General features: G+C 52.7%; 20 protein-coding genes. 9 read left to right on the top strand and 11 right to left on the bottom strand.

Features of this window, described 5'->3' with window-relative positions; translation table 11 throughout:
* Window positions 1-3 precede the first annotated feature (3 nt).
* On the top strand, window positions 4-1968 hold the full coding sequence (mrdA, locus tag J7I43_RS09695; protein WP_209145471.1) for a penicillin-binding protein 2: 1965 nt from the start codon (window positions 4-6) through the stop codon (window positions 1966-1968).
* A gap of 30 nt (window positions 1969-1998) precedes the next feature.
* Window positions 1999-2745, top strand: a complete 747-nt coding sequence (locus tag J7I43_RS09690) for an MBL fold metallo-hydrolase (RefSeq protein ID WP_209145470.1) — start codon at window positions 1999-2001, stop codon at window positions 2743-2745.
* An 86-nt stretch (window positions 2746-2831) separates the two neighbouring features.
* Here the strand turns inward: J7I43_RS09690 and J7I43_RS09685 are convergent, their stop codons facing one another.
* The 8 genes from J7I43_RS09685 to J7I43_RS09650 all read right to left on the bottom strand — a co-directional run bounded on the left by J7I43_RS09685 (window position 2832) and on the right by J7I43_RS09650 (window position 9483).
* Window positions 2832-3323, bottom strand: a complete 492-nt coding sequence (locus J7I43_RS09685) for a hypothetical protein (protein WP_209145469.1) — start codon at window positions 3321-3323, stop codon at window positions 2832-2834.
* 4 nt (window positions 3324-3327) lie between these two features.
* Complete coding sequence (locus J7I43_RS09680; RefSeq protein ID WP_209145468.1) at window positions 3328-3951, bottom strand: hypothetical protein; 624 nt, start codon at window positions 3949-3951, stop codon at window positions 3328-3330.
* A gap of 37 nt (window positions 3952-3988) precedes the next feature.
* Window positions 3989-4540 carry an RNA polymerase sigma factor gene (locus tag J7I43_RS09675; protein WP_209145467.1) on the bottom strand — a complete coding sequence of 184 codons (552 nt, stop codon included), beginning with the start codon at window positions 4538-4540 and terminating at the stop codon, window positions 3989-3991.
* A gap of 148 nt (window positions 4541-4688) precedes the next feature.
* A complete protein-coding gene (locus J7I43_RS09670) occupies window positions 4689-5651 on the bottom strand; it encodes a transketolase family protein (protein ID WP_209145466.1) in 963 nt (320 codons plus the stop codon).
* A 121-nt stretch (window positions 5652-5772) separates the two neighbouring features.
* A complete protein-coding gene (galE, locus tag J7I43_RS09665; RefSeq protein ID WP_209145465.1) occupies window positions 5773-6804 on the bottom strand; it encodes a UDP-glucose 4-epimerase GalE in 1032 nt (343 codons plus the stop codon).
* An 11-nt stretch (window positions 6805-6815) separates the two neighbouring features.
* The gene (gene rfbA, locus J7I43_RS09660) at window positions 6816-7676 is read right to left on the bottom strand and encodes a glucose-1-phosphate thymidylyltransferase RfbA (protein ID WP_209145464.1); all 861 of its coding nucleotides are present in this window, start codon (window positions 7674-7676) and stop codon (window positions 6816-6818) included.
* A 125-nt stretch (window positions 7677-7801) separates the two neighbouring features.
* Complete coding sequence (locus J7I43_RS09655; protein ID WP_209145463.1) at window positions 7802-8815, bottom strand: inorganic phosphate transporter; 1014 nt, start codon at window positions 8813-8815, stop codon at window positions 7802-7804.
* 17 nt (window positions 8816-8832) lie between these two features.
* Window positions 8833-9483 carry a DUF47 domain-containing protein gene (locus tag J7I43_RS09650; protein ID WP_209145462.1) on the bottom strand — a complete coding sequence of 217 codons (651 nt, stop codon included), beginning with the start codon at window positions 9481-9483 and terminating at the stop codon, window positions 8833-8835.
* A 230-nt stretch (window positions 9484-9713) separates the two neighbouring features.
* On the opposite strand from J7I43_RS09650, the gene J7I43_RS09645 reads away from it, so the two are divergent.
* The 5 genes from J7I43_RS09645 (at window position 9714) to J7I43_RS09625 (ending at window position 17022) form a co-directional block, all read left to right on the top strand.
* Window positions 9714-10544: a UDP-2,3-diacylglucosamine diphosphatase gene (locus J7I43_RS09645; RefSeq protein WP_209145461.1), complete on the top strand. Its 831-nt coding sequence runs from the start codon at window positions 9714-9716 to the stop codon at window positions 10542-10544.
* A 126-nt stretch (window positions 10545-10670) separates the two neighbouring features.
* Entirely contained in the window at window positions 10671-11018 is a 348-nt protein-coding gene (locus J7I43_RS09640; protein ID WP_209145460.1) for a hypothetical protein, read from the top strand.
* Window positions 11019-11232: 214 nt separating this feature from the next.
* Window positions 11233-14079 carry a TonB-dependent receptor gene (locus tag J7I43_RS09635; protein ID WP_209145459.1) on the top strand — a complete coding sequence of 949 codons (2847 nt, stop codon included), beginning with the start codon at window positions 11233-11235 and terminating at the stop codon, window positions 14077-14079.
* 105 nt (window positions 14080-14184) lie between these two features.
* Entirely contained in the window at window positions 14185-15594 is a 1410-nt protein-coding gene (locus J7I43_RS09630) for a hypothetical protein (protein ID WP_209145458.1), read from the top strand.
* Between the two features lie 141 nt (window positions 15595-15735).
* Window positions 15736-17022 (top strand): hypothetical protein, encoded by a 1287-nt coding sequence (locus J7I43_RS09625; RefSeq protein ID WP_209145457.1) that lies wholly within the window; start codon window positions 15736-15738, stop codon window positions 17020-17022.
* Here the strand turns inward: J7I43_RS09625 and J7I43_RS09620 are convergent.
* From J7I43_RS09620 to J7I43_RS09610, 3 genes are all read right to left on the bottom strand, one after another.
* On the bottom strand, window positions 17019-17441 hold the full coding sequence (locus tag J7I43_RS09620; RefSeq protein WP_209145456.1) for a hypothetical protein: 423 nt from the start codon (window positions 17439-17441) through the stop codon (window positions 17019-17021). The two genes, J7I43_RS09625 and J7I43_RS09620, sit on opposite strands and share 4 nt — an antisense overlap.
* A gap of 90 nt (window positions 17442-17531) precedes the next feature.
* Entirely contained in the window at window positions 17532-18584 is a 1053-nt protein-coding gene (locus tag J7I43_RS09615) for a sensor histidine kinase (RefSeq protein ID WP_209145455.1), read from the bottom strand.
* A 120-nt stretch (window positions 18585-18704) separates the two neighbouring features.
* On the bottom strand, window positions 18705-19388 hold the full coding sequence (locus J7I43_RS09610; RefSeq protein WP_209145454.1) for a response regulator transcription factor: 684 nt from the start codon (window positions 19386-19388) through the stop codon (window positions 18705-18707).
* A gap of 252 nt (window positions 19389-19640) precedes the next feature.
* Between J7I43_RS09610 and J7I43_RS09605 the strand changes: the two genes are divergently transcribed.
* Together J7I43_RS09605 and J7I43_RS09600 are read left to right on the top strand one after the other, a co-directional pair.
* A complete protein-coding gene (locus J7I43_RS09605; RefSeq protein WP_209145453.1) occupies window positions 19641-21827 on the top strand; it encodes a hypothetical protein in 2187 nt (728 codons plus the stop codon).
* Between the two features lie 72 nt (window positions 21828-21899).
* The gene (locus tag J7I43_RS09600; protein ID WP_209145452.1) at window positions 21900-23666 is read left to right on the top strand and encodes an ABC transporter ATP-binding protein; all 1767 of its coding nucleotides are present in this window, start codon (window positions 21900-21902) and stop codon (window positions 23664-23666) included.
* Window positions 23667-23694 lie beyond the last annotated feature (28 nt).

The raw sequence follows: 23694 nt of genomic DNA, 5'->3' as shown, positions 1-23694 counted from the left end.
TGCATGTCTGTTTTTAATCAGCCCAGGAAAAGCGTGATCTACCTGATCTTTCTCGGCATGACGGCCCTCATCGTGGCGAGGTTATTCTACCTGCAGGTGATCGAAACAAAATATTCCAAACTGGCGGACGCCAATGCGCATCTTCGCAAAGTGATCTACCCCAGCCGCGGCATTATCTACGACCGCAAAGGACGCAGCGTAATGCGCAACGAAGCGCTGTACGACCTGATGGTGACCCCGCGCAGCGTGAAGAATATCGACACGGCCTATCTCTGCGAAGTATTGTCGATCACCCGGAAAGAATTTATCAAACGCATCGCCAACGCGCGCATGAAAGAAGGACCGGTGCGGCCGTCTGTATTCGCGAGCCTGCTCACCCCCGAAACCTACGGCAAACTGCAGGAAAGCATGTACCGGTTCCAGCCCGGCTTCGAGCTGGTGCTGCGGCCGGTGCGCAGCTATCCGTACGGCGTGGGGGCTAACGTGTTCGGTTACATCAGCGAAATTTCACCTTCCATGCTCGCGGACACCACGGGCAGGTACAGCGCTTACCAGCAGGGCGATTATATCGGAATGACGGGGCTGGAGAGAACGTATGAGCCCGTTCTGATGGGCCAGCGCGGGATTCAATACCTCGTAAAAGACAATCTCAACCGCCCGCAGGGCCCGCTGGAAAACGGCGAGTTCGACACGGCGGCCATTGCCGGCAAAAACCTGCGGCTGGCCATGGACATTGAATTGCAGCTGCTCGGTGAAAAGATGATGAAGGGGAAAGTGGGAAGCATTGTGGCGATAGACCCGCAAACCGGCGGCATCCTTGCGATGGTGAGCGGCCCCACCTACGACCCGAACCTGCTTTCAGGCTCGTACCGGGCAAAAAATCTTGGCCGGCTGTTTACCGATACTGTGTCGCCCATGATCAACCGCGCGGTGCAGGCCGCTTATCCTCCCGGCTCTACCTTCAAGCCCATCACCGGCCTCATTGCGCTGGACGAAGGGATCGTTGGCCCGGAGTTCGGTTTCGACTGCCGCGGCGGGTATGGGTCTTGCGGGCGTTTCAGCCGTTGCCTGCACAGCAATGTGGGGCATGCCGCGAACATGCGCAGCGCGCTCGCCAATTCCTGCAATGCTTATTTCATGCATCTTTACCGTTTATGCGTAGACAACCGGAAATGGGGCGGCATTGGCGCGGGGCAAACAAAATTCGTATCGTATCTCAACGACATGGGCCTGGGCCGCAGGCTGGGAATAGACATTCCCAACGAAAAACCGGGCGACGTGCCGGATACCGCGCGGATGAACGACCGTTATGCCGGCCGGTGGAATTCCTGCTCCGAAATGTACGTGGGCATGGGCCAGGGCCTGCTGGGCCTCACGCCGCTGCAAATGGCCAATGCCATGTGCATCATCGCGAACAGGGGCTACTATTACGTTCCGCATTTCGTGGAAAGCATCGACAACGATCATTCGGACATCCTGAAAACATACAAAGAAAAACACCGCGTGGCCAATATTTCAGATGAAGCGTTCAACTCAATAGTGCTGGGCCTTGAGGACGTAGTGACCAGGGGCACGGCCAAAGGCGTGCAGATAGACAGCATTGCGGTATGCGGCAAAACCGGCACGGCGGAAAACGGGGCGCGGATCAACGGGGAGTACGTGCAGCTGAAAGACCACTCGCTGTTCGTCGGGTTTGCGCCGAAAGACAACCCGAAGATCGCGATAGCCGTGATCGTGGAGAACTCCGGTTTCAGCACCACCTACGCGGTGCCCATCGCCGGCATCCTGATCGAAAAATACCTGAAAGACACGATCTCCGCGAAACGCAGGCCCATTCTCGACCAGATGATCGCTTCCGTTACCATTTCCCCCGAAATGAGGGCCAAATCCAGGCTCGATTCGCTCAACAGCGTGAGTTATATGGCGGCCGACGGCGAAGCGCTGTTAAGAAAGATCATCTCCAAATAACAGGAGCCCATTATTCTGTATTTTTGTGGAATGGCACGAATCATACCACTTTCGGAAGGAAGTTTTACAGTAGACGGAACCAAGAAATTCATCCCCTTCGACGAGCACAGGGATGCTTTGAAAGACCGCAGCTCCGGCTCGCTGCTCGTGGAAATACAGCCCTTTTTGGTGATTACGGACAGGGACATCCTGCTGCTGGACACCGGCCTCGGTTTCCGCAATGCAGACGGTATTTTGCAGCTGCACCAGAACCTGATAGACAACGGCATCAATCCCATGGAAGTGACCAAGGTGCTGATGAGCCATTTGCATAAGGACCATGCTGGCGGGGTAACGGTGGAAGACATTGTAACAGGTGAGCATTCGCTCAGCTTCCCGCACGCCACTTATTACGTAAGCCGCCAGGAATTGGATTTCGCCATCGCTAACGACGGCAAATCTTACCTGAAGGAAGAAGTAGACCTGCTGCAGCAGCGGGACAACGTGGTGTTCACGGAAGGCAACGGCACGATAGACGGGTATATCCATTACGAGCACAGCGGCGGGCATTGCCCCTGGCACCAGGTGTTTTTGATAGACGACGGGGAGGATAAAGTATTTTTCGGGGGAGACGAAGCGCCGCAGATCTCCATGATGCGGAGCCGTTTTATCGCCAAATACGACGCGGACGGGAAAAAGGCGATGGAATTGCGCCAGCAGTACATGGAGCGGGGAAAGGCGGAAGGCTGGACCTTTCTTTTTTACCACGATACCAAGTTGCCGACTACACGTTTTTAGGAAAAATACTATACATGAAGAGGCCGGCTCAGAAGGGCCGGCCTGGCATTTTTTCCTACTTATTTATTGATGATAATTACTTCTGGTTATTTGTGACGCCGCATCATGCGGTTGTCTTTCCTTTCCTTTAATTGCCGGATCATCATGCCCCTGAACTCTCTTTCGGCGCGGTAGAGGTTGCTAACCTTCCGGGCGGGGAGCACTTTCATGAATTCCTGTTTGTAACGGGTGCGGATGTCGAGCATTTTTCTTTCGTAGCCCAGTTCCTTATCCATGGCTTCTTCGGCCACAGCGTCCGTACGGGGCACGCCTTTCAGCTCTTTCGCTTTTTTCCTGCGCTCGGCGATCAGCTGGTTCACTTCCTTGGAATATTTGTTGTACACCGGCCAGAATTTCTGTGCTTCTTCGGGGGTAAGGTCGAGCTCTTTGGAGATGTAAAGGATCTCCAGCGACTTTACCTTATCCTGTTTGGCGGCGGCATCTTCCTGCTGCGCGTCCTGCGCCAGGAGGCTGGCAGCGGGCAGCGATACCATGGAGAGAAACGCCGCTACGATCCATATCAGCTTACGTCGCATCATTCTGTCATTGATTAAAAGGGATTTCCTGTAAAAGATTTTCTTCCAGCATTTTGTCTATCTCTTCGTTGGTCAGCTCTTCGGGCAATACGGAAGGCATTTCTTCGTCCAGCGAAACATTGGTAAAGATATTCTCATTATCAAAATCGTCTGTATGATATTGTAAAAAATCCACGATCTCCTGGTCGCTGATCTTCGCCAGCTGGCGGTCCAGCGCGTTGCCGGAATATTCCCGGGCGATAAACACCGCGCCCACGCTTACGATGCCCGCGACAGCGGCGGCCACCAGGCAGCGTTTGAATAATTTGATGCGTTTGTTGAGCGGGAGTATTTTCACGACCGGCTCCGCTTCCCTGTTCTGCACCAGGCCTTTCGCCAGCCCGTCGAAATAACCCTTGGGCGCGTTGTAGGGCGTTTTACGGGGAATGGCGGCGAGCATGGGGGACAATTCTTCCAGTTCCGCATTCACTTCCGCGGCATTTTCCAGCTCCCGGATGCGGGACATCAGCTGCCCCGGGAACCCGGCGAAGTACCCAGGTGGCAGGTCGAAATCCGGCGGGTGGCCCAGCGGCCCCATTTCCGGAGCGATCTGCCCCAACTCTACCACTATATCTTTTCCTTTGGGTGACATATCATTAAGACGTTTATTCTCCCCGATGGTTTAATAATCAGTTATTTTTCAAAAATTCCTCGACCTTTTTCACCGCATGATGGTAAGAGGCTTTCAGCGCGCCTTCGGAAGTATCCAACACGCGGCTCATTTCTTCATATGGCATTTCGTCGTAATAACGAAGGCTGAACACGGCCCGCTGTTTTTCAGGCAGGCTGAGGATGGCGTTCTGTAATTTCCATTCTATTTTGGCCACATCGTAATGCGGATCTGACTGCAATTTGTTGGCAAGCCCCGTTTCCACGTCGGACAGCGAAATGGCGGATTTCCTTTTCAGCTGCTCCAGGAAAGTGAGGCATTCGTTGGTGGCGATCTTGTAAAGCCAGGTGTATAAACGGGCGTCTTCCCGGAAATTCTCCAGGTTCTTCCATACTTTGATGAATACATTCTGCAGCACGTCGTTGGCGTCGTCGTGATCTATCACCAGCCGCCTGGCATGCCAGTACAATCTCTCCTGGTACTTCCGCACGATAAGCGTAAATCCCTTTTCTTTCGTATCCGGTTCCCTGAAAAGCGCTAGTAGTTCTTTATCTTCTTGCGTTACTGCCATAGGCGGTTAAACAGTGTGTTGATGTATCCGTGAACGGAGGTATGGATCATATATAAATATACCAATATCCGCGGAATGGTGCCCGTAAACGGAAAAAACCATCACTAGGATGGTTTTTTCCGTGCAAGGTTTAATGCCTTTATAAATTTTAACCTTTTTTACGGGCGATGGCTTTTTCGGCCGCTTCCACGATCTGGGGAGTGTCCAGTCCGTATTTTTTAAGCAGGTCGGTGGGTTTGCCGCTTTCGCCAAAGGTATCTTTAGTACCGATGTATTCGATGGGGATGGGCAGGTGGCGGGCCGCTACCTGCGCGATGCTGTCTCCCAGGCCGCCCAGCACGTTATGTTCTTCGGCGGTTACCGCGCAGCGGGTTTTGGTGATGGACCTGAGCACTGCTTCCTCGTCCAGCGGCTTGATGGTGTGGATATTGATCAGTTCCACGCTATAGCCTTTTTCTTCGAGGATGCGGCCGGCTTCCACGCATTTCCAAACCAGGTGGCCGCAGGCGAACAGGGTGATGTCTGTTCCTTCGTTCAGCACCTGCGCTTTCCCGATCTCGAATTTCTGGCCTTCGGGGGTGAAATTCGGCCATTTCGGGCGGCCAAAACGGAGATATACGGGGCCTTCATAGTCTGCAATGGCTATGGTGGCGGCTTTGGTCTGGTTGAAGTCGCAGGGCACGATCACGGTCATACCGGGCAGCATTTTCATCATGCCGATATCTTCCAGGATCTGGTGGGTGGCGCCGTCTTCCCCGAGGGTAAGGCCCGCGTGGGAAGCGCAGATCTTCACGTTTTTACCGGAATACGCCACGCTCTGGCGGATCTGGTCGTATACGCGGCCGGTGGAGAAGTTGGCAAAAGTGGTGGTGTACGGGATCTTTCCGCCGATGGTCATGCCTGCCGCCACGCCGATCATATTGGCTTCGGCGATGCCGCATTGTACAAAGCGGTCGGGAAATTCCTTGATGAACGCCTGGAGTTTCATAGATCCCAGCAGGTCCGCCGTCAGTGCGATCACGTTGGGGTTTTTCCTGCCTGCTTCAAGGATGCCCTCGCCGAATCCGCCGCGGGTTTCCTTTTCGTTCAGTACTTGTATATCTTTTACCATAATGCCGATAGATTTATAAGCCGCAAAGCTAATAAAATAAAAAACGTAGGGTGACGAATTTTTGTCCGGGAACCCTGAGTTCCATCCGCCCTTTAAAAAAAACGGGTATGAACGGACGAATTTAATTGTTCAAAACCCTGTCTCTCAGCGCCACTTCCCACTGCCAGGCCGTGCGCATCGATTCCTCAATGGTTGTTTTCGGCTCCCAGCCAAGCTCCTTGCGGGCTTTACTGTTGTTGGCGTAGATCGCGATCACGTCGCCGGGGCGTTCGGCGCCCAGCTCGTAATTCAGTTTCTGGCCGGAGACTTTTTCGAAAGCGTTGATAGCTTCCAGCACGGTTACGCCGGTGCCGGTGCCGAGGTTGAACACTTCGAGGTTCTGCGTATTGCGTTTGTCCAGCAGGTATTGCAGCGCCTTGGTATGGGCGTTGGCAATGTCCATCACATGGATATAATCACGGATGCAGGAGCCGTCGCGGGTGGGGTAGTGGGTGCCGAACACGGTCACTTTCGGCAGTTTGCCGATGGCGGCCTGCGTGATCACGGGCACCAGGTTGTCTGGCTTGCCCAGCGGCAGCTCGCCGATCAGCGCGGAAGGATGCGCGCCCACGGGATTGAAGTAACGCAGCAGGATGTTCTGCGTGCTGTTCACGCGGCTGAAATCTTCAATGATCTGCTCGCCCATTTGTTTGGTGCGGGCGTAGGGCGATTGCGCCTCGCCGAGCGGGGTGGTTTCCACCACGGGCAGTTCGGCGGTATTGCCGTACACCGAGCAGGAAGAAGAAAATACGAAGTTGGGAACGTTGAATTCCTTGATGCATTTCAGTACGTTCACCAGCGAGGTGAGGTTGTTCTGGAAATAGAACAGGGGATCGTTCACCGATTCGCCCACGCTTTTGAGCGCCGCGAAGTGGATCACGCCCACGATGTCGCGGTTTTCGTGGAAAACGGCATGGGTGTCTTCCAGGTTGCAGAGGTCTACTTTGTAATTGCGGACTTTTTTACCGGTGATCTTTTCCACGCCTTCGAGCAGCTGGGTGGAGGAACGGATGTTGCTGTCTACCGATACCACGTCGAATCCGTTGTTGATCAGGTCTACGATGGTATGCGAGCCGATGTATCCGCACCCTCCGGTAACGAGGACTTTTTGCATAATATAGAGCGTTATTTTATCAGGTTCATCAGGTAAGCGCCGTAGCCGCTTTTTACGAGCGGTTTGGCCAGTTCTTCCAGTTGTTTTTTGTCCACAAATCCTTTTCGGAAGGCGATCTCTTCGATACAGGCCACTTTAATGCCCTGGCGTTGTTCGATCACCTGCACGAACTGGGAGGCCTGCATCAGGGAATCGAAGGTGCCGGTGTCCAGCCAGGCGGTGCCGCGCGGCAGGATGGATACTTTGAGTTTCCCCCTGCGGAGGTATTCCCTGTTCACATCGGTGATCTCATACTCGCCGCGGGGGCTGGGCTGAAGGTTTTCAGCGATGGCCACCACGTCGTTGTCGTAGAAATACAGCCCGGGAACGGCATAGTGCGATTTGGGCTTTTCCGGTTTTTCCTCGATGCTCACGGCTTTCATATTTTCATCGAACTCGACCACGCCGTAACGTTCCGGGTCAGACACCTGGTAGGCGTACACGATACCGCCGTCAGGCTGCGTATTGTTGGCCAGCTGCGTGCCGAGGCCGGCGCCGTAGAAGATGTTGTCTCCCAATACCAGGGCCACATTGTCTTTCCCGATAAATTCCTTCCCGATCACAAAAGCCTGGGCGAGGCCGTTGGGCACTGCCTGTTCCGCATAGGAAAGTTTCAGGCCGAACTGGCTGCCGTCTCCGAACAGCCGCCGGAAGCCGGGCAGGTCGTGGGGAGTGCTGATGATCAGGATTTCGCGTATACCGGCCAGCATCAGCGTCGAAAGCGGGTAATAGATCATGGGCTTATCATACACAGGCATGATCTGTTTACTGATGGCATACGTGATGGGGTGCAGCCGGGTACCGGACCCTCCTGCCAGGATTATTCCTTTCATGGATCTTCAACGATTTGGAGGCACAAAAATAGGTGGTTAGCGCAATTTGCCATAAACAATTTGTTATTACCAGCAAAAAAGCCGCCCCGGGCAGGGCGGCTTCCAATATTTTAACCCACCGGGGCTTAAATAAAGAGATTTACGACGAAGTATACACCGGTCGCCAGCAATGCGCTGATGGGAATGGTCAGGATCCAGGCCCAGAGCAGGTTCACCGTTACGCCCCAGCGAACGGCGGAGAGGCGTTTGGTAGCGCCTACGCCGATAATGGAACCGGTAATGGTGTGCGTGGTGCTCACCGGGATGCCGAAAGATTCCGTGAGGTACAGCGTGATGGCGCCCGCTGTTTCGGCACTAACGCCTTCCAGCGGGGTTACCTTGGTGATGCGCGTGCCCATGGTCTTTACGATCTTCCACCCGCCGCTGAGCGTGCCCAGGCCGATGGCGGTGAAGCAGGCGAAAGGCACCCAGTCCGGCACGTCGGTAATGGTTTTTACCCCCGGAATACCGCCGTGAGCCACCATGGCCGCCGCGATGATGCCCATTACTTTCTGCGCGTCGTTGCCGCCGTGGCCGAGCGAAAAGGCGGCCGAAGACACGAGCTGCAGGCGTTTGAACCAGTTTTCCGCGCGGTACGGATTGGCTCTTTTACAGATATTGACGATAATGACCGTAATGATGAAAGCCACCACCATCCCTATGAAGGGTGCCAGTACGATGAAATACACCGTGGGCAATACTTTGGCATAGTTGATCACGTCGAATGAGCCGCCGGCGTTGGCTACGGCAGCGCCGATAAAGCCGCCGATGAGCGTATGGGAAGAGCTGGAAGGGATGCCGTACCACCAGGTAAGCAGGTTCCAGGCGATGGCAGCCACCAGGCCGGAGAAGATCACCTTGAGGGTGATGAACTGCTCGAACACTGATTTCGCGATGGTATTGCCCACTTTGAACTCCCCGTAAATGTATTTGGAAACAAAAAAGGCCGCAAAATTGAAAAGGGCCGCCCACAATACCGCCTGGAACGGCGTGAGCACCTTGGTAGACACGATGGTGGCGATGGAGTTGGCCGCGTCGTGGAAACCGTTGATATAATCAAAAATGAAAGCCAGTATGATGATTACTACTAAAAAAGCCATGAGGATGCAGTTTGCGGCTATGCGTATTTGATGATAATGGTTTCTATCACGTTGGCGGAATCTTCGCACTTGTCGGTAGCGATTTCCAGCGCCTGATAGATCTCGCGCATCTTGATCAGCTCCACGGCGTTGCTTTCCTGCTCGAAAAGGTCTGCAATGGCGCGGTCGTAGATGTCATCCGCATGGTTCTCCAGACTGTTGATCTTCACACAGGCATCGGTGATCACCCGCATATTGCTCATGGTGCGCAATTCGGGGATGGCGCGCGCCAGCTCCTGCACGCCTTCGTTGATCAGCTGGGCGAGCTTGCGCACGCTGTCGTTGATCTCGTTCACCTTGTAAATATCGATACGTTTGGCGGAGCCGTGAATGTAATCGGCCACGTCGTCCAGCGTGGAGGCCAGGTAGTGGATATCCTCCCGGTCGAACGGGGTGATGAAGTTCTGGCCCAATTCTACGAAAATGCGATGGGTATAGTCATCGTTTTTGTGCTCTAACCGCTCGATCAGGTTCACTTTGTCTTTTCTGACAGACATATCTTTGGTTTCCACCAGTTCCACCAGCACTTTGCCCATTTCCACAAGGTTAGCCGCCACGTCTTCAAAAAGAGAATAAAATACCCTGTCTTTCGGCATGAACAGTTTCACAATAGAATTAAAGCCTCCCATATTAGTTTGTTGTTAGTTGAGAATTTGCCGCAAAATTAGCTTTCAATATTTATAGGAGCCAAGAAATTTTAAGAATTAATGTTTTGGTAACACTGGATTAATATAAAAGTAATATAGCATTTTTTCCTTTGCGGAAGAAAAAACGGGCTCCGGTACACCCAAACACATAACTAACAAAATTCATATTAAATAGTTTGAAGGAGACCGGATTTTCCCCGAATACCTGAAAAATGTCCGACAAACGACCATTAGATATTGTTGTCATTTCCGACGTACACCTCGGGATCTACGGCTGTCACGCAAAAGAGCTCGTCCATTACCTGGACTCCATCGATCCGCGTATTCTCGTGCTGAACGGGGATATTATCGATATCTGGCAATTCAGCAAACGTTATTTCCCGAAATCCCATACCAAAGTGATCCGCCGCATCCTCAAAATGATCGGCAAAGGCACGGAAGTGTATTACCTCACCGGCAACCACGACGAAGCCCTGCGCAAATACGCCGGTTTCGGGCTCAGCAATTTTGTGATTGACAACAAGCTGATCCTGGAAGTGGATGGCAAAAGGCATTGGTTTTTCCATGGAGACGTGTACGACGTGACCATGAAAAATTCCAAATGGCTCGCCAAGCTCGGGGGCAAAGGCTACGATATCCTTATTATCCTCAACCGCCTGGTGAACAACCTGCTCGAAAAAATGGGCCGTGAAAAGATGTCTTTCTCCAAAAAAGTAAAAGAAAGCGTAAAACAGGCGGTGAAATTTATTTCGGATTTCGAGCAGACGGTGGCGGAGATAGCCGTAGACAAACAGTTCGACGTAGTATGCTGCGGCCACATCCATCAGCCCGAGATCAAGGAGATGCGCTTCAACGGCAAAATCATTACCTATCTCAATTCCGGGGACTGGGTGGAAAGTCTCACCTCGCTGGAATATCACCAGGGCGAATGGAAGCTCTACCAGCATGCCGATAAAAAAGCGCCGGCGGTGGAAGAGGAAGAAGAGACGAGCCTGGCGGAATGGGCCGCGGTAGCCAAAGTAGTCACCTTTCCGGGTACCTGACCGTACAATTAAGGAACAGGAAATTACACTTAAATTAACCTTGCGGTAATATTTAATTAACCTTGCCGGCGTAAGTTTGGGAAACCAGCTAGTATATAGATGAAGACGCTCAAGTTACATCCATTAATGACGATATCCTTACTTCAGATGCAGATACAGCGGTTGCTTCATTGCAACGCGGCGGTGTACATTCACCATTCCCTTGCCAATGCATTTGACACGCTCCGCGAAGCGGGGCTGGAGGAAGACGTGATGGTGGAACATCCTATCGACGAAACCCTCAGCCTGCGTGAATTTGAAGAAGAGCTTGAAGAAAAGTTCCATTTTTCGCTCGAGCTGTGCAACCAGGATTCGAAACCATTCATGAATAAAAGCCTGCGATTGTTCCAGATCACGCCATGCAGCGGGAGTGGGGCAGACCGGCAGCTGGATATATCCATCGAGCAGCTGACCAGGCAAAACAAAGCTAGTTGAAAAACCCTCTGAAAGCCCCCTTATTGAGTACTCCAGCCGGTTCTCCGGCACGTCCTATCTCACCTATACCCTTTTTTTAAACGTTGAACTGTTGCGCCCGGGATAATGGTTAACGATTTTTTAATCATTTCTTAACAATTAACATTCTGGTAATATTGGCTTAACACAGGCGTAATACCCTCCCGGTAGTTTTGCGGCATAAATAAAACAGATCGTGAAACGTAGCATTATCGTTGTACAATTAATCGGGATTTTATTATTGGGATGTTTCAACGTCCAGGCACAAAACACTACCGGTAAAGTAACCGGTAAACTGACCGACAAAAAAACGGGCGAGCTGCTCATCGGCGTAACAGTACTGGTACAGGGCACTTCCAAAGGCGCCGTTACCGACGTGGAAGGCCGTTATCTTCTCCAGCTGGACCCCGGCACCTATACCCTTGATTTCAAATACATGGGCTATGCCACCAAATCCATTTCGGAAGTAGTGGTGAAGAACGGGCAGGTGACCACGCTGGACATTGCGCTGGACGAGCCCAGGTCCAAAGACCTGAAAGAAGTCGTGATCCGCGGCTCTTACAAACAGGAAACCATCAATGCGCTGTATGTTGCGCAGAAAAACAACCCCAGCATTTCCAGCGGTATTTCCGGCGAAAGCATCCGCCGTTCTCCGGACCGCAATACTTCCGAAGTGCTGAAACGCGTGAGCGGCGCTTCCATCCAGGACAACAAATATATTATCGTGCGCGGCCTCAGCGACCGTTACAACACCGCCACGATCAACAACGCCATTCTGCCCAGCACCGAGCCTGACAGGAAAACGTTTTCCTTCGACATCATCCCGTCGAACCTGATCGACAACATCGTGATCAACAAAACCGCATCGCCCGAAATGCCCGGCGAATTTGCCGGCGGCCTGGTGCAGGTATATACGAAAGACATTCCCACCGAAAACTATATCGGCATCAGCATCGGTTATGGTTACAACACACAAAGCACATTTAAGGATACGAAAGGTATGGAGCGCGGTAAGACCGACTGGCTGGGCTTCGACGACGGCCTGCGCAGCCTGCCGTCTTCCTTCCCTTCCACCCGCGCCAAATACTCCAACCTCGGCAACACTACCGAAGGCCAGGAGCAGCAGCTGAAACTGACGAAGGATTTTAAAAACACCTTCGCCACGCAGAACTTCGGCGCGGCATTGCCTTCGCAGTCTTACCAGCTTACCTGGGGCAACCGCATCCGCCTGAAAAAAGACGGCTCCTTCGGCAGCATCATCAGTCTTACTTACCGCAACGCGGAAAACATCCAGCCGGGCAACCGATACGATTACGAAAGCGGCAAAGCGGCCAGCTACAATTATACCGACAACATCTATAAATATAATACCAGCCTCGGCGCCATCGCCAACTTCACTTATGTGAAAGGCAACAACAAGGTATCTTTCAAAAACCTCTTCAACCGCATACTGGACAATAACTTCACCGACCGTTCCGGCACCAATTACGACATCATCGGCGACCAGCAGGTAACCAGCCAGGAGCTGGTGATGAAAACCCTGCTGAACTCGCAGCTGGAAGGCAGTCATAAACTGAACAAAAAAGACTGGAAACTGGACTGGAACCTGAACTACTCGCTGATAGACCGCGACCAGCCGGATATGAAGATCCTTTCTTACAAAAGCGACCTGGGCTCCGGCAGGCCGTACGAAGCGCAGATACCTTTCGGTTCCGCTTCAAGACAGGCATCCCGCTTTTATTCGCTGATGACGGAAGACAATATCGGCGGCATGGCGTCTCTCACCGTACCGTTCAGCATTTCGGGCGCAAAGCAGAGCGTGAAGATCGGCGGCCAGAAACTTTACAGGCAGCGTGAATTCAGCGCGCGCGTGCTGGGTTATATCTGGACGGATTTTGCCAATCACGACCAAAGCCTGCTGCAGCTCGGCCCCGGGGAGATATTTGCAGACGGGAATATCAGCAGGAACGGTTTCGTGATGAACGAGATCACCAACAACTCCGATAAATACTCCGCCAACTCCGACCTGATGGCAGGTTATGTGCAGTTCGACAACAAGATCGGCGACAAATGGAGGATCGTTTGGGGCGGCCGCGGCGAATCTTATTACCAATACATCAAAACGGCGGACATCTCCGGCAAACGCATCAAAAAAGATATCACGTATTTCGACTTCCTGCCTTCGGCAAATATCTCTTACGCGCTGAACGAAAAATCAAACCTCCGTTTATCCGGTTCAAGAACGGTGAGCCGTCCTGAACTGCGCGAGCTGAGCAATTTTACTTACTACGACTTTGTGACCTACAGCACCGTACAGGGCAACCCTGACCTGAAACGCGCGAACATCACCAACGTGGACGTACGGTACGAACTGTACCCCGGTGTGGGCGAGGCCATTACCGGTTCCGTGTTCTACAAACAATTCAAAGACGCGATCGAGCAGTACGTAGACCCGGGATCTACCCCGAACAGGCGACAGCTGCTGTTCAGGAACGCGCCTTCCGCTTCAGCCCTGGGCTTCGAGGTGGAACTGCGGAAAAAACTCGACTTCATCAGCTCAGAACCTTTCTTCAACCGCGTTACCGCGTTCACCAACTTCTCCTACATCTATTCTACGGTAGACCTGCAGGGTTACACGTCAGACGGCGGCTCACGCGCGCTGCAGGGGCAGAGCCCGTACCTGATCAACGCAGGGCTGCAGTATGCCACGGAAGACAATGACCTCGTGTTTGGCGTGCTGTATAACAAGATCGGCCCGCGTATTTACCTGGTAGGTTTTGATAACTATGCAGACATCTACGAGAACGGCCGCAACATCCTGGACTTCCAGATAGCGAAAAAAGTAATTAAAAAGAAAGGTGAGCTGCGCCTCAACGTAAGCGACATCCTGAACAACGATGCGGTTTTTTATCAGAACCCTGTTGGGGCGGATGAAAAGAGCTATAAGAAAAACAGCGACGACCAGCTGATCAGCCGCTTCAAATACGGCACCAACGTGTCGCTCACATTTTCTTACCAGTTCGGATTGGGGAAAAAGAAATAATGAACAGGGGCTTAACAATTCGGTAATGTTTTGTTAAAGTGCCTGTAACATTCAACTGACATCTTTGCAACGCATATTCACCGAAAAAATTAAAACTGAGTACTAATGAAACTTGCAAAATTTCTTGCCTTCATGCTGGGAGCGGCCGTTACATTTTCCGCCTGCCGTAACAACGACACGGATGATGACGACCTGGAGCCGGTATTGCCCGAAACCATTTCCGGCAACATTTCCGCCAATAAAACGCTCACCAACGACAAGGCCTGGATCCTGAAAGGATACGTTAAAGTAACAAATGGCGCAACCCTCACCATCCAGGAAGGCACAGTAATAAAAAGCGACGTAACCGAAAAAGGCGCGCTGATCATCACCCGCGGCAGCAAGATCGTAGCGCAGGGCACTGCGGAGAAACCGATCGTGTTCACTTCCGGCAGGCCTGCAGGCAGCCGCAATCCCGGCGACTGGGGCGGCATCGTACTGCTGGGTAAAGCGCCCACCAATAAAACCGAGCCCCTCATCGAAGGCGGTATCGACGAGCATTATGGCGGCACAGACGCTGCAGACAACTCCGGCATCCTGAAATACGTGCGTATCGAATACGCCGGTATCGCAGCTTTTCAGAACTCCGAAACCAACTCCCTGACCTGCGGCGGCGTAGGCAGCGGCACCACTATCGATTATGTAATGTCTACATACGGCAACGACGATGCTTTCGAATTTTTCGGCGGCACCGTAAACCCGAAACACCTGGTAGCTTATGCTACTGCGGACGATGATTTCGACTTCGACTTCGGTTTCCAGGGCACCGTACAGTACGCTGTAGCCCTCCGCGACCCGAAATTCGTAGACCCGGGAGACGCCGGTAACGGCATCGAGTGCGACAACGACGGTACTGCATCCGCTGCAACCCCGTTCACCCGCCCGGTAATTTCCAACATGACCATCGTAGGCCCCAACGGCGCTGCCGGTACTGCCAGCAACCACAACTACGGCAACCGCTGGAGAAGAGCAACCAACTTCGTGTTCCTGAACTCCATCATCCTCGGTTCACAAAAAGGCGGCGCGGCTTTCGAATCCAAAGCGACTTACGATTACATGCTGGCTAACGCGGCAACCGCTTATAAAAACAATATCATCTATACAGTAGCTACCAACAAAGTTGCCTGGACCGATTCTTCCACCGCACGCCTCTACACTGCCGGTTATCCCAACCCGATGACCTCCGCTCAAAGAGACGCGATGATCACGGAAGCAGCTGCTCCTATCCTGGCTAAATTGAAAGAAGCCGGCGTAGGCACGTTCATCGCCGCTTCCGCAGCTGACGTGAAGCTGACCGATCCTTTTAACCTGACCAGCCCGAACTTCCTGCCCCAGACCGGTTCTCCCGCACTGACAGGTACTTTCGCCACCTTCCCTGGCTCGGCGATCGAAACGGCTACTTTCCGCGGCGCTTTTGGTACCACCAACTGGCTCACCGGCTGGGCTAATTTCAACCCCCAGAACAACGCTTACTAATCATTTCATCTGTCGATTATAATTAACGCGCGCCCCGACGAAAGTCGGGGCGTTTTTGTTTGAAACGCGCATTTGCTATTTTTGCGCGGTATGAGAAACAGGAAGACCACCGCCCGGAAGGTAATATTGATCGGAATTTTAATGTTTAGTTCGTTCGCGTCCAAAGCACAATTCCTGATGGACATGATCGACACCACTACCAGGCTGGGCAGGGGAATGATCTCCATGTACAAACATTACGACGCCCTCCGCATCAGCGGCTATATGCAGCCGCAGTTCCAGTATGCGTCCGGCAAAGGCATCGAAACTTATTCCGGCGGCAACTTTACGGGCAACAGCAATAACCGCTTCATGCTCCGTCGTGGCCGGGTGAAGTTCGACTACGCGCATTACAACAAAAGAAATCTTCCAACCGTACAGTTCGTATTCCAGTTCGACGGCACGGAGCGCGGCGTGAACATCCGCGATTTCTGGGGCCGCGTGTTCGATGGCCGCTGGGACGTTGCGGCGCTTACGATGGGTATGTTCGCGCGGCCGTTCGGCTATGAAGTGAACCTTTCTTCCAGCGACCGCGAAGCGCCCGAACGCGGCCGCATGTCGCAGATATTGATGAAAAGCGAGCGCGACATGGGCGCGATGCTCACTTTTGAGCCGAGAGACAAAGCGCATCCGCTGCATTCGCTGAAAATAGACGTGGGCCTGTTCAACGGGCAGGGCCTTTCCGGACCGGCGGATTTCGACAGCAATAAAGACCTCATCGCCCGCGTAGCCATGAAACCCAGGCGCATCAACCGCCAGGGCTGGCTGCTGTCTGCCGGCGCAAGCATTCTTTACGGCGGCATGGAACAGTTTACCAAAGAAATTTACACGATGGGTCAAGCGGTTAACGGCCATCCGGACTTTACGGTGGATTCGGCCGTGACCAATATCGGCAAGATCGCTCCGCGTCATTATTACGGCGCAGACGCGCAATTCGTGATCCCTAACAGGGAAGGCTCAACGCAATTCAGGGGAGAATATATCCGCGGCATACAAACCGCCACGCGCGAGCGCAGCGAAACGCCCGGCGTGATCCCCGTTACGCCCGCGGGTTTTGCGCCTTTATACATCCGTAACTTCGACGGGGCATACTTCACCTTCCTGCAACACCTTGGCAGCGAAAAACACCAGCTGGGGCTGAAGTACGACTGGTACGACCCCAATACCGACGTAAAAGGAAAACAGTTGTCCAACCCGTTAACCACGCATCTTTCCATGGCCGATATCCGTTACGATACCTTCGGTTTCGGGTATGTGTATTATTTCAACGAAAACATGAAGGCCACTTTCTGGTTCGACCGCGTATGGAACGAATCCACCGGCATAGAAGGGTTTGAAGATGATGTGGACGACAACGTGTTCACCGCCAGGCTGCAATACAGTTTTTAACGTTCCTTCCTGAAAAAGTTCAACCCGTTGACCCGGATGTAACGGTAGGAAATCTTTTCTATCAGCAGGTAATAACGCCGGTCGCTGCGCTCCGGCGCCATTTCGAACGTTACCGTCGCGGTGCCGCTTTGGGCCACCGCTTTATATTTACCGGATTCGCCGATATCGCCGAGCATTAATCTTCCATAAGTACTGTCCGTGGGGAAAGCATAAGCGTCCGGGCCATAGCCGATCTGGTCGTGACGCATGATCGAGGGCGTGATCACCCAATAACCGCCCGTGAGCGAAAAACCGGTGCCTTTGGCTTTTTCTTCAAGCGTTTCCGGTGGTCTGTGAGGCACTGCAACGTCCGTGTTTTCTTTTTTGCAGGATGCGGCGAAAAGCCCGGCTGCGAGCAGCAGGAGATAAGCATGTTTCATTACAGGTAGTTTATAGGGGATAATAGTTTTAAACCGCCTGTAAAACGGGAAGAAAAATGAAAGGTTACAATTCCAATGTTAAGTTTCGGGTCAGGTATCGCGGCCGAGCTCGAGGGTGAAACCGAAGGTGGAGCCCACTTCTATTTTGCTGCGCACGTTGATGGTCTGCTCGTGCGCTTCCACGATATGTTTAACGATGGCGAGGCCCAGGCCGGTGCCGCCGATGTCGCGGCTGCGCGCGCGATCCGTGCGGTAAAAACGCTCGAACACGCGGGGAAGATGTTCTTCCGCCATGCCGATGCCCGTGTCTGAGATCTCCACCAGCACGCGTTTGCCGTCCATGTTATAAATGCTGGCGATGGTCTGCCCGTCCTGCTTGCCGTATTTCACGGAGTTTTCGATGAGGTTGATCAGCACCTGGCGGATCTTTTCCTTATCGGCATTTACATGCACGGGCGCTTCGCAGCCTTTTTTGATGCTGAACTTGATGTCTTTCTGTTTGGCCTTGATGCTGAGCGTGTCGAACACGTCCTTCACGAGGTCCTGTATCACGAAAAGCTCTTTGTTGATGGTCATTTCACCGCTTTCGAGCTTGGAGATCTCGTCGAGATCGTCGATCAGCCGGCAGAGGCGGTCGATGTTCTTGGTGGCGTTCTTAAGGAACATTTTATTGACCGAAGGATCTTCGATGGCGCCATCGAGCAGGGTGTGAATGTAGCCCTGCACGGCGAAAATGGGCGTTTTAAGCTCGTGGGAAAGATTGAGCAGGAACTCTTTGCGGAAGGCTTCGTTGCGGCGCAGGTTATCCAGCTCTTCTTTTTTCTGCGAAGCCCATTTTTCCACGTCTTCACTTACTTCGTCGATCGTTTTGAGCGGAAGGATGTTTTTGTTGAAAAAATCTTCCCGTTTGGAGGCTTTCGTTTGGTAAATGAATTTGTAGATGAGCTTGATCTTGCGGTAGATGAAGTTCTGCAGGGTATAGAGGTACAGGTAATAAGCCACGAGGAAAGTGAGGGCGAAAGCGATGAGGGTTTCCCGGTAGGAGGCGCCTATGATAAGGCAGCCTGTGGCCATAATGGCGGAAAGCACCAGCGCTGTAAAGCCCGCCAGCTTCTGCGGCGAAAGGTTCTTAGCTTTGAACATACTCCAGAGTGAGTAATTTTTGTAATAAAGGGAAATTAAGCCAAATTTTTTACTTGCCATAATTCACGAGCCGGGGTCACGCACAAAGCATGGAACAGGAGAGCGGGATATACAGGTGGGTTACAGTTCGAATTTATAGCCTACGCCTTTAACGGTGGTGATCAGGTCTACGCCCAGCTTCTGCCGGATCTTGCGGATATGCACGTCGATGGTGCGGTCTCCCACGATCACTTCGGTGCCCCATACCTGGTTGAGGATCTCGTTGCGGAGGAATACCCTGCCCGGTTTGGAAGCGAGCAGCTGCAGCAGCTCGAATTCTTTTTTGGCGAGAATGATCTCCACGCCTTTGTATGTTACGGTGAATTTTTCGCGGTCGATTACCAGGTCGCCCAGGTGCATCTGCTGCTCTTCCACTTTATTGAGCCTGCGGAAAAGGGCGTTGATGCGGCTTACGAGCAGTTTCGGCTTGATGGGTTTGGCGATGTAATCGTCTGCCCCCATATTCAGCCCTTCTATCTCGCTTTTTTCGTCGTTGAGGGCGGTGAGGAAAAGCACCATGGTTTCCTTGAACTCAGGCAGCTTGCGGATCTCGCGGCAGGTGTCGATGCCATTTTTGTTGGGCATCATGATATCCAGCATGATCAGGTCCGGACGGAAGATCTTCGCTTTCTGGATCGCTTCAATCCCGTCTTTCGCTGTAACGGTATCGTACCCGGCGCTCTTCAGGTTATAGCTGATGATCTCAAGAATATCCGTCTCATCGTCTACTACCAGGATTTTTCCTACTGCTACTGAAGGTTCCATCAACATAATTTGGTTTTTAAGACGGCACAAAATTAATCAGCATATCGCCCATTCATGAAAAGATAACATTATGTAATTGTTAATTCAGGCCCTCTCTCCGCCCGCAAAGATACATATTCCCCGCACTCGCCATTCCTGACCTGATATGAATGATTTTTTGCATTAAAATAAATTTGCATTAGTTGCCCGGAATTGTGTTTTCGCAATATTTGGTAGTAAATTTGTAGTATTCGGGAGGCGTAATCATTTTATATGAGAAAAATATTACTAATCATAGCATTAGGCATTGTTTACAGTGGATGGAGCTTTGGCCAGAAAGTACAGATCCCCATCAGCCGGCAGGGCTTTCATGACAATATCGACAAAGAACAGACTGCTGCCGACAAATTCGACGGCAAGCTGGACGAACGCGTAAAAGTGTCTGACGACGAAAGCATGAACCTGCAGGTCACCAACGCACTGCTGAAACAGGTAGACGATATCCAGACCGAAATAGAGCTGGATACCGCGCTGGACCACCGCCTCAAGGTAAAATACCTCTCCGGGCTGCAGCAAACCCTCAAGGATTACAATTCCAAACGGGCCTTCAAAAGAATAGACGCGGAAGAAGCGCCCGCCATGGTGCATGCCTACCGCGACATGATGCATGCGGACGTCAAAGGGGAAAGTATTTATCCCATCGCCAGAAAACTAAGCTTCGAAGCGGGGGAGCGGATGATCGAGCCTTTCGGCGACAATCCCGGTTATAAGGAATCCCGCGCTGAAATGTTCGCCAAATACGCTTTTAAGAACCTCGAAACCATCATGCCCAAACTCGGGCCTTATCTCGATAACCCGGTAACCGATTCGGTAGTGGCGGCCGTGGCGAAAAAGTACCCCAACCAGGTATTGACCTACGCCACATCGTACACGCCCACGGCATCGGCCATCCGCCGCAACCAGGACCCGCTGGTGCAGCAGATCGTGCAGATCGGCCGGTCGAACCAGAGCACCAAGCTCATGCCCTTTATCGACCAGCTGCTTGACGGGAAAACCACCATCAGCGAACTGGAAGCATCCGTCAGCGACGACGACCAGTATTTCCGCCAGATGGTAAAAGCGTCCATCGTGCTGCAGAAACGCAAAGCCAACGGGGAGAACCCGCTGGGCCTTAAGTCGATGCAGGAAAACATGAAAGCCAAATCGCTCCGTTATATCCGTGAGATCAACGACCTGCACGACGAGAGCCATACCGTGCGTTTCCGCGTGGTAAAAGACTTTACGCCGGAAGAACTGTATTACCTCATCATCAACGGGCAGGAAGAGCTGTATACCTCCAGTTATACCAATGCCGCCAAAAACGGCCTGTACGACCAGATGATGCTGCGTATGAAACCTTCGCGGGGAGACAGCCTGCTGATGCTCGTAAGCTTCGACCGTTTCAAGAAATTCATCGCCATGGCCGCGGGCTTCAACACCCTGGACCATTTCCTTAAATCCATGGACCCGGAGAACGCCAACTACCTGATGGTGAAATTCGTACGCAGCCTGGAAAAAACGGAAGACCTGGAAGACGCCGTGGACGTGGCCAATTCCTTTGGCTCCATCCGCGACCCCAAACTGCTCGACTTTTTACGCACCGAAGTGCGCAAAAACCTCGTGTTCGTGACCGGGAAAAAAGACAAACGCGGCATGACCATCTACGAACTGCTTAACAGCATTTTCACCGACGAAGGCGCGGGCGGCGATTCCAGCTGGGCCAGCGACATGAGCGCCAAACTCAAACTGCCGCCGATCAATTACGTGGAGTTTAAAGACCTGCCCAGCGACAGCGGCCGCGTATACCAGCAGGTATTCTTTTACGGGGACGAAGACGGGGTGAGCTCCTACGCCAGCTTTATGGGCAACTTCCCCCGCAGCGAGTGGGACGTGAACAAAAACAAGTACTGGACCACCATCACCTCCGTGAAAGGCAAGCCCACCACCATTTTCGCCAATAACCCGCTGGACGAGCCGGAAGATAAGACCGCCATCGAAAAACTGGCGGAATACCTCGATGAAAAAGACATTCATCCCACCATATTCATCCACCGCGGGCACAGCTACCATGTAAACACGACGCTCGACAACCTGCAGAGCACCGCGCGCATCGTGATACTCGGCAGCTGCGGCGGTTATCACAACCTGGCCACCGTGCTGGAAAAAGCACCCGAAGCGCACATTATTTCCTCCAAACAGGTGGGCACCCGCTGGGTGAACGAGCCCATCATCCGCAGCCTGGAAGACCTGGTGCGCGGCGGGAAAAATGTAGACTGGGTGCACATGTGGGCGGGCCTCAGCAAAAAATTCTCGGCGGAACCGGCCAACAAACCGCTGTTCGACGACTATGTGCCGCCGCACAAGAACCTCGGGGCCATTTTTATCAAGGCATACCGCCAGGTGATGAAAGACGAAAACTGATTCACAAATATTTAAAAAAGGGAGCAGCCGCTCCCTTTTTGCATTCTGGGATTATCCCTTTATTTTTACTGAATGAACAACGGAAAGGCCAAACGTGTATTTGATTTCAGCCTGCTGAACAGGGTATTTTCTTTTGCGGCGCCTTACAAGCGCTATTTTTACATCTCCATGTTCCTCACGGTGCTGCTGGCGTTGCTCAGCCCCGTGCGGCCGTACCTCATACAGCTTACCGTAGATAAATATATCTCCAACCAGTGGATGCAGATGCTGGTGATCGTTACCGTCATACAGGTTATCATGCTGGTGATCGAAACCGGCGTACGGTTCTTTTTTTCCTACATCACCAACTGGCTGGGGCAATCCGTGATCAAAGACCTGCGGGTGGCGGTGTACCGCAAGGTGACGCGGCTCAACCTTTCCTTCTTCGACAAAACTCCGATCGGCACCCTTACCACGCGCACCATCAACGACATCGAAGCCATCAACGACATATTTTCCGAAGGCATTATCTCCATCGTGGCCGATGTGCTGATGATACTGGCGATCCTGGGCGTGATGGTGTATGAAGACTGGCGGCTCACGCTCATCAGTCTTTCCCCTTTCCCCGTGCTGATACTCGCCACGTACTGGTTCAAGGAAGCGGTGAACAAATCCTTCCACCGCGTGCGCAACGCAGTGGCGGCTTTAAACGCTTTTGTGCAGGAACATATCACCGGCATGCTGGTAGTGCAGGCATTTTCCGCGGAGAACAGGGAGTTCGGCAAATTCAGGACGATCAACAAAGACCACCGCAAAGCCAATATCGACGCCATCTTTGCTTATTCCGTGTTTTTTCCCGTGGTGGAAATCATCCTCGCCATTTCGCTGGGGCTCATGGTGTGGTGGGGCGCCAATAAAGTATTGAATTACGAAGTGACGCAAGGCGTCATGATCGCGTTCATCATGTACCTCAACATGCTGTTCAGGCCGCTGCGCATCCTGGCGGACAAGTTCAACACCCTGCAAATGGGCATGGTGGCCAGCGAGCGCGTGTTCAAGGTGCTGGACAGCCAGGATTATATGCCGGACCATGGCACGCGGGGCGCGGCGGGCATGAAAGGGGACATTTTGTTCGAGAACGTATGGTTTGCCTATACAGACGAGCGTTACGTGTTAAAAGACATTTCCTTCCATGCGAAGCCGGGGCAGACCATCGCGCTGGTAGGGCATACCGGTTCCGGGAAAACCACCATCATCAGCATCCTGAACCGGCTGTACGAAATACAGAAAGGCCGCATCGCAATAGACGGCGTGCCTTTGCAGGATTACCAGCTGGCTGCGCTGCGCAGCAAAATAGGGGTGGTGCTGCAGGACGTGTTCCTGTTCTCCGGTTCCATTTACGACAACATCACCCTTCGCAACCCCGCCATTTCGCGGGAACAGGTGGAACATGCGGCCAAACTGATCGGCATGCACGATTTTATACTGCAATTGCCCGACGGGTACGATTACCCGGTGATGGAGCGCGGCAGCACTTTGTCGCTCGGCCAGCGCCAGCTTATTTCATTTATCCGCGCGCTGCTGTACGACCCGGCCGTGCTGATCCTAGACGAGGCCACTTCTTCGGTAGACACGGAATCGGAACAGCTGATCCAGCATGCGATAGACAAACTGATCGCCGGGCGCACGGCCATCGTGATCGCCCACCGGCTGAGCACGATCAGCAAGGCAGACCAGATCATCGTGCTGGACAAAGGGGAGATCCGGGAAATGGGCACGCACGAGGAACTGCTGCGGATGGAAGGGTATTACCATAAACTGTACACGATGCAATTCCAGAAGACCCAAAGCCCGGCCTGAGCCCGGATTTGTGTTTTCCCGGCAGGAT

Origin of the sequence: Chitinophaga chungangae (assembly GCF_017742215.1) — a bacterium.
Taxonomy (GTDB): domain Bacteria; phylum Bacteroidota; class Bacteroidia; order Chitinophagales; family Chitinophagaceae; genus Chitinophaga; species Chitinophaga chungangae.
The sequence above is the reverse complement of the archived record's forward strand: the minus strand, read 5'-3'. Positions and strand labels throughout refer to the sequence as shown.